The 392-nt window shown below is 64.0% G+C and carries 1 protein-coding gene; it reads right to left on the minus strand.

The window, feature by feature from the left end:
• Positions 1-31: 31 nt before the first annotated feature.
• Positions 32-392, minus strand: a 361-nt coding sequence (locus tag EOA28_RS38455; RefSeq protein WP_148671242.1) for a 4-oxalocrotonate tautomerase family protein, incomplete at its 5' end; no start/stop codon positions are given.

The raw sequence follows: 392 nt of genomic DNA on the forward strand, positions 1-392 counted from the left end.
CTCCCGCAAGGGGGAGAAGGGGGAGCGCTCTTTACGCCGCGTTCAACCTGCCGCTGATGAAGCGGAACTCCTGCGTCTTGCCGCCATAGCCATAGGCGGCTGCCGGCACTTCGTGCACGAAGGCATAGCTTTCTTCGTGGACGCCACCCAGCAGGCGGCCGAAGGCGGCGAAGATCGCCTTGAGATAGGCCTCGAGCTCCAGCTTGGTGTTGGTGCCGTCGACCACCTTGATGTCGAGCCAGAAGGTGTTGGTGCCGTGCTCTGCGAGCGACTTGCCGCCGGCGAACCAGTGCTGGGGATCGAAATAGCTGATCGCGACCGCGGTGATGGTCGGATCCTTGCGCAGATGTGTCGCGGTGAGCTCGGTCACCTCCCTGGCGATGGCGGCAGAG

It is taken from the genome of Mesorhizobium sp. M2A.F.Ca.ET.067.02.1.1 (assembly GCF_004023285.1).
In the GTDB taxonomy this organism is placed as follows: domain Bacteria; phylum Pseudomonadota; class Alphaproteobacteria; order Rhizobiales; family Rhizobiaceae; genus Mesorhizobium.